1 protein-coding gene is annotated in these 676 nt (G+C 45.9%); it reads left to right on the top strand.

The features are described 5' to 3' along the window. Positions 1-36 precede the first annotated feature (36 nt). The coding region (locus tag A3763_RS01335; RefSeq protein WP_197482673.1) for a hypothetical protein at positions 37-676 on the top strand (640 nt) is incomplete at its 3' end.

The raw sequence follows: 676 nt of genomic DNA, 5'->3' as shown, positions 1-676 counted from the left end.
CGCCAAGCCATTGATTTCCTGGCTCGGGACATCCGCATGGCAGGCTATCAAGGGTGTATGGACCCAGCAACAGTTGCGGTCAATATCATTGCCAACACCCCCCCCACCGAAAACTTCTTTAAATCTGCTTTAATCGGCTTTGAGGTCGAAGATAACAATTGGGCAACAGACAACGATATCGATCCGCTTACTGGAGACATTATCCGAAATAATGGCGAATATTTTAGAAATGAAGATTTTGTCGACAATGCCTTGGTAGGTAGTGATGTCATTTCAATTCAGGGAGCCACCGTTGCTAATGCTCAGCTCGTAGGCAACATGACAGCCGCCAATGCAAACATTCAAATTTCTAATAATGATATGGGCTTTGTTCAAGACGACATTGTCGTGATTGCCAGCTGTCAAAACGCAGATATGTTTCGTATTACCAACAACCCTAATGCTGGTGCCAATGTTACGCTTGCTCATGCAATGGGTTCCAATAGCGATAACCGCTTGAGCCAACCTTATACAGATTCCGCTCAAATCATGAGATTTGAGTCAGTCGTCTACTTCGTTGCTGCGACGGGTAGAACCACAGACCGAGGTATACCGATCAACGCGCTATACCGAGCGACAGACACGATGAGTAATACGGCCAACCCTAATTTTACCGTAGAAGAACTTATTTCGGGTG

This window comes from Oleiphilus sp. HI0128, assembly GCF_001635365.1.
This window is presented reverse-complemented; position numbering and strand designations above follow the sequence as displayed.